Below are 6,000 nucleotides of genomic sequence, written 5' to 3' on the forward strand. Positions count from 1 at the left end.
CACTTTTTTTGTGATAACTTTTTATTTGTTACGGAAATAATAGATGATGATAACAATTTCAAGCAAAACTGAAATTAAAATTCCTGGAATTAAATTATTGATAACTAAGGATAAGGTATACATCGCAATCAAGATAATAGCAAAAATTATTTCACCAGTTTTATTTACATGAAAGATTTCTTGGAAGATATTGAATTTTTTAAATCCCATCTTTTCAGTGAAATTATTAAACGAATTCATAATCCAAAGGAATGACAAGGTTAGTATCGATAAAATAATCTGATAGTTGTCTGTAAAAACATGGTGGTGAAAGCTAATAAGATTCAACAAAATTATAATAATGTCGAAAGAATAAGTGGTACAGCGTAGACCAACCAAATTTTTGCGTAAATCATTTTTTTCGATGAATTCCTTCATCCCGCTGTCTTCCTTTAGCATCGTGTCTAATGAAATATCGTACATATCACTTAGAGCAGTTAGACTCTTAATGTCAGGATAGCTTTTTTCATTTTCCCAACTTGAGATGGTCTGACGAGAAACATTGAGTTTCGCTGCTACATCGTCTTGAGTTAAGTTTTTAATTTTGCGTTGTTGTTTTAAACGATCACCAAATTTCATTTTTTATCGTTTCCTTTCGTTTGATTCATTACCAGTATTATATAAAAGTTTATTCAAAATAGTTAGCTAAGTTTCTTTGCAACGTTGATATAGCAACAAAAAAGCATCCATTCAGGATGCCTTTTTTCTATTTATGAATTACTTTTTTGCAGACTTTAATCATCGATTGAATTTGTTTTTCAGTATCCCAGTTGTCTGATGGAAACTTGAATTCAAGCACTGTTGATACCAACAATTGTCCGCTAATGGTTCTGAATAATTCTTCAGCAGAAACATCGTCGGCAACACTGTCATCTTGTTTCATTAACTCGTTAGCCTTGTCGATGATGAAGGATAGTTTTGGTAACATGATTTCTTCAAGTTGATTCTTTAACTCATCATCAATCAATAATTGACTGACCATGATACTAATCATTTGATGGTTTTCTTCAATGAAGTGGAAACGATCGGTAATAATGTATTCAATCATTTCATCAATTGTGAAGGTGTGGTGACTCACTGATTCAACAAATTGTTGACTGAAACTAGGTGCCAGGGTGTTAATAATCGGGGTGATGATGGTGTCTAGTAATTCTTTTTTGTTTTTAAAGTGTTTGAATACAGTGGCTTCACTTAAATCGCAATCTTTGGCGATAGATGAAGTCGAAGTTGATTGATATCCATTCTGTGAGAATAGCTTTATAGCGGACTTTAATACCTTACGTTTACCGTTTGGCATCTTGCTATTTTCAAGCCAATCATTAAAACTGGTGTAATTAGATTGTTCCATTGATTATACCTTTCTGTAACGTTTTAATCCGATAATGTTTACGGAAGTCAAAACGACAATGAATAATATGATTACTACCAAGTCTATACCAATCCCGGTGAATGTAAAGCCTCTCATCATGACATTGCTAATTGCTTCTGATGCGTACTTGATTGGGAAGATAAATGATAATGCCTTTGCCCAAGTATCAAGATAATCTAGTGGAATTAGTCCTGAGAAGAAGATTTGTGGAATTACCACTAGTGGGATGAATTGCATTAGTTGGAATTCTGATTTAACGAAAGTTGATAGAAGTAGACCAGCTGCAATTGCGACTAGTGATAGTAGGAATGTGGTTAATAGAATTAGCCAAATGGATCCAACAACTTCGATGTTTAATACCTTGATGGTAAATAATACGATTAGCACAGTTTGAAATACCGCCATTAAACCGTAGCTTAGTGAGTATCCAAAGATGATTTCAGATTTCTTAACTGGGGTAGCTAGTAGGCGGTCCAATGTACCAGAAGTTCTTTCTTTTAGAAGGGCCATTCCAGAAGTTAGGAACACGAAGAAGAAGACAAAGAATGCCATTAGAGTAGGCATCATCTTATCGAAGAAGTTAGTCTTGCTGCTACCGTACTTGTATTCGTTGGATAGGTGAATCTTAGGTTGAGCTTGTTTTACTGGTGAAACCTTGGATAGTGCAGAAGACATGTTCTTGATGCTTGATTGAGTCAATGCAGATGATAATGCAGCTTTTGTCATGCTAGTCTTTGAAGCATCAATGTTAGCGTGAACCATCTTGTAGTCATTATTTTTGTATACGATAAAGGAATCGATGTGGTCATCGTGCAATGCGTTTTCGGCATCTTTTTCTGACTTGTATTCTTTAATATTGACGTTCTTAACCTTAGTAAGGTTAGTTTCAACTTGTTGAGAGACATTCACAGTACCGATGTTGATGTCCGTATTGTTGTATGACTTAAAAACGTATGACATCAATGCCATCACAATGATAGGTACGATAAAAATCATTGCTAGTGTTTTCTTATCACGGAAAATTTCTTTTAATATACGACTTGAGATTGATAGTGTCTTCATTACATATCACCTTCGGCTTTCATAAATACATTTTCAATGCTATCTACATCATATTGTTGTTTTAGGTTACTTGGTGTGTCGTCTGCGATGATGTTTCCATCAATTAGCAAAGCAACACGATCAGTTAGTTCTGCTTCATCCATAACGTGGGTAGTTACCAGAATAGAGCAACCTTTGTCCCTTAGCTTACCAAGTTCAAACCAGATGTTTTTTCTAAGGGCAGGGTCAATTCCAACGGTTGGTTCGTCTAGAATTAGTAGTTGGGGATTACCTAACAAAGCGATTGCTAATGATAATCTTCGTTTCATACCACCAGAGAAGTTATCGACCTTTTTATCTAATTGATCTTTTAAGTCAACGACTTGAGATACGCGGTCAATTTCACTTGCTAAATCTTCCTTCTTAACTTCACGCATCTTGGCAAAGAAAATTAAATTTTCTCTTGCTGATAGGGAACTGTATAGTGAATCTGATTGAGCCATGTAGCCCATCTTGTTTAGAATTTTACGGTTAGGCATGTGAATGCCGAACACTTCGGAGTTACCGCTGTCGGCCTTTTCCATTCCTAGGGTTAACTTGATAATGGTAGATTTTCCGGCTCCAGAAGGTCCAATTAGACCAACGATTTGCCCGTAATCGACTTCAAATGATACGTCGTTTAAAACGACTTGTTGGCCGTATTTTTTCTTTAAATTGTTAATTGAGATGATTTTTTCTGTCATAATAATGCCTCCTAATAATTAGGTGAGTGAGTACTAACTTACTTAACGGAGATTATTCTATATCAGGTAATTTAAAAAAGCAAATACTTTTTTGAAAATTTTTTTATTATGATATGATTTACATAGTAATGAAAGGAAGTTCACGATGAAAAAAGACCAATTATTGCAATTGTTTATCGCACACAAAGATGAATGGGTGTCAGGTAATCAATTAGCAAATGAAATGAACATTAGTCGTACCATGATTTGGAAACTGATTAATCAGCTTAAAGAACAAGGTCACCAAATTGACAGCAAGACTAATCAAGGCTATAAGTACATAGGAAACGACGAACTAAATCCACAACTAATCAAATCTGACTTAGACAACGATTATGAAATCATCTTCAAGAAGGAAATTACATCTACCAATTCATTTGCCAAACAAATCAATGATCAAAACCCGGATGGTAAACATCGTTTGGTGATTGCTGAAAAGCAAACGCAGGGACACGGTAGAAGGGGGAGAAGTTTTTATTCTCCTGCCAAGAGTGGAATCTACATGAGTATGGTAGTGCCATTCCACGACGCTAAACATTTAAACCCGGGTCTGCTAACTACTATGACCGCCGTGGTGGTTGCTAAGGCATTGAAGAAGAGCTATCCAGAAGAGGACTTCTTGGTTAAATGGATCAACGATATCTATGTAAACAACAAGAAAGTTGTCGGAATCCTAACCGAATTAGTGATGGATGCTGAATTAATGCAACCTTCCGCAATCGTTGTCGGGGTTGGAATTAGTTTATCTGCCAAAGAAATTCCTGAAGAAATGAAGGATAAGGTCGGATGGATCAGCGATAAACAAATTGATAAGAATAAGTTAGTCGCCGATATCGTGAATGGCTTTGATGAAGAGTTCCCACATTACTTGGAAGCTAACTTCATCGAAGACTACCAAAAGATGTCGTTCTTAAATGGTAAACAGGTCAGCGTCGATACTACCAAAGAGACAATCGATGGAACTGTCACCGGAATCGACAAAGAAGGTCACTTGTTATTAGATGTCGATGGAAAATCAACGACAATTAATAATGGTGAAGTCGTAAAAGTGAATTTTTAAAAGACACCTTGTACAAGGTGTTTTTTTTTCACCAATTCAACACATTGTTGAAATATATATAATTATCTTTAAAAAAATTTAAGACTTTCAAACGTGATATTATCAATGTTTATTAAGATTATATATACAAAGTGTCTAATATATGGCACTATTTTATTCATCTATTTTTAAAGATTAGTGATATATTAAACGTAGATTATAAACTTATAATCTAGTCTGGTTTGCAATATGTGTCTTGTCTGTTGTTTTTACTGAAATACGGGAAACCGTATTCTTAGTTTTTTTGTATCAATAAAGATGATTTTTTGATTAGAATTTTTCATTTTAACCGAAATGATCACCTGATTGTATAGTACATATATGATGCATCTATACAGTTTTTAGATTTACTGTTTCACGATGATGACAACGTCATTACCGAAATTTTTAAATTAAAAATGAATCCTGAATAAGGATTTCAAGGGGGATTTTATTATGAAAAAGAACTTTAAAAAGGCCGTACTAGCTCTAGTACCTGCCGCAACTCTATTTTTCTCAACTGGTGTAAGTGCATTTGCTGCTACTCAATCAACACCAGCATCAGCACAACCTTCATCAGATACAAACAAGGATAATTCAGAAGGTACATCAAAAGGTACAACTGAATCAAATTCAACTGATACAAACAAGAATAGTTCAAAATCTGAATCAGATTCAAGCAAGAGTTCAGATGCTAAATCATCAGACACAACTGCAGCAAAATCAGATGATAAGACTGCTACATCAACTGACACAAAGAAGGATGCAGCCACAACATCAACTGATGCAAAGAAGGACGCAACCACAACATCAACTGATGCAAAGAAGGACGCAACCACAACATCAACTGATGCAAAGAAGGATGCAACCACTACAACAACAGACACTAAGAAAGACACAACCACAGCTTCAACAGAAGCAACTAAGTCAGAAGCCAAACCAGAAGCAACTAAGACTACTTCAACAGAAGTAACTAAGTCAGAAGCCAAACCAGAAGCAACTAAGACTACTTCAACAGAAGTAACTAAGTCAGAAGCCAAACCAGAAGCAACTAAGACTACTTCAACAGAAGTAACTAAGTCAGAATCTAAACCAGAAGCAACCAAGACTGCTACAACTACTGAAACTAAAAAATCAGAAGCTAAACCAGAAACAAAGAAAGCTGCTAAAAAACATGTAGCTAAGAAATCATCAAAGAAGGCTTCAAAGAAAGTTGTAAAGAAGACTACTAAGAAAGAAGCTAAAAAGGCTGCAAAGAAAGCTGCTGCTAAGAAGGCCGCAGAAAAGAAAGCTGCTAAGAAAGCTACCAAGAAGCACTCAAAGAAAGCAACTAAGAAGCATGTAAAGAAGACTTCACATAAGAAGGCTGCTGCTAAGAAACATGCAAAGAAGCATTCAAAGAAAGAATCAGAAAAGAAAGCTTCAAAGAAGCACTCAAAGAAGCACTCAAAGAAGCACTCAAAGAAAGCAACTAAGAAGGCTTCACACAAGAAGGCTGAAAAGAAATCTTCACACAAAAAGGCTGCTCACAAAGAATAGTCATAATCAAAAAGGATCATCTGAGCTGAACCCCTAAAATTGGAAGATGGTTATGCTATTTTCTGGGAGGAATTGATCCGGTATTCAACCGGTGACATTCCTCCCAGTTTTTGTTTTATACGATAATTGTTGTAATAAGATATATATTCCTT

General features: G+C 35.3%; 7 protein-coding genes. 2 read left to right on the top strand and 5 right to left on the bottom strand.

Annotation, left to right across the window (positions count from 1 at the left end; translation table 11 throughout):
• Positions 1 to 21: 21 nt before the first annotated feature.
• The 4 genes from OEZ61_RS05875 to OEZ61_RS05890 all read right to left on the bottom strand — a co-directional run bounded on the left by OEZ61_RS05875 (position 22) and on the right by OEZ61_RS05890 (position 3,192).
• Entirely contained in the window at positions 22 to 618 is a 597-nt protein-coding gene (locus OEZ61_RS05875; protein WP_290047141.1) for a helix-turn-helix transcriptional regulator, read from the bottom strand.
• Between the two features lie 127 nt (positions 619 to 745).
• Entirely contained in the window at positions 746 to 1,387 is a 642-nt protein-coding gene (locus OEZ61_RS05880) for a TetR/AcrR family transcriptional regulator (protein ID WP_290047142.1), read from the bottom strand.
• Between the two features lie 3 nt (positions 1,388 to 1,390).
• The gene (locus OEZ61_RS05885; RefSeq protein WP_290047143.1) at positions 1,391 to 2,470 is read right to left on the bottom strand and encodes an ABC transporter permease; all 1,080 of its coding nucleotides are present in this window, start codon (positions 2,468 to 2,470) and stop codon (positions 1,391 to 1,393) included.
• Entirely contained in the window at positions 2,470 to 3,192 is a 723-nt protein-coding gene (locus tag OEZ61_RS05890; protein ID WP_290047144.1) for an ABC transporter ATP-binding protein, read from the bottom strand. Before OEZ61_RS05890 ends, OEZ61_RS05885 begins: the two co-directional genes overlap by 1 nt.
• 145 nt (positions 3,193 to 3,337) lie before the next feature.
• Here OEZ61_RS05890 and OEZ61_RS05895 point away from each other — a divergent pair, with 145 nt between their 5' ends.
• Together OEZ61_RS05895 and OEZ61_RS05900 are read left to right on the top strand one after the other, a co-directional pair.
• Positions 3,338 to 4,291 carry a biotin--[acetyl-CoA-carboxylase] ligase gene (locus OEZ61_RS05895; protein ID WP_057197335.1) on the top strand — a complete coding sequence of 318 codons (954 nt, stop codon included), beginning with the start codon at positions 3,338 to 3,340 and terminating at the stop codon, positions 4,289 to 4,291.
• Between the two features lie 474 nt (positions 4,292 to 4,765).
• Positions 4,766 to 5,848: a hypothetical protein gene (locus OEZ61_RS05900; protein WP_290047145.1), complete on the top strand. Its 1,083-nt coding sequence runs from the start codon at positions 4,766 to 4,768 to the stop codon at positions 5,846 to 5,848.
• 50 nt (positions 5,849 to 5,898) lie between these two features.
• Here the strand turns inward: OEZ61_RS05900 and OEZ61_RS08210 are convergent, their stop codons facing one another.
• Positions 5,899 to 5,991 carry an IS3 family transposase gene (locus OEZ61_RS08210; RefSeq protein WP_080719905.1) on the bottom strand — a complete coding sequence of 31 codons (93 nt, stop codon included), beginning with the start codon at positions 5,989 to 5,991 and terminating at the stop codon, positions 5,899 to 5,901.
• Positions 5,992 to 6,000 lie beyond the last annotated feature (9 nt).

This window comes from Apilactobacillus sp. EABW-1NA (assembly GCF_030398685.1).
Taxonomy (GTDB): domain Bacteria; phylum Bacillota; class Bacilli; order Lactobacillales; family Lactobacillaceae; genus Apilactobacillus; species Apilactobacillus waqarii.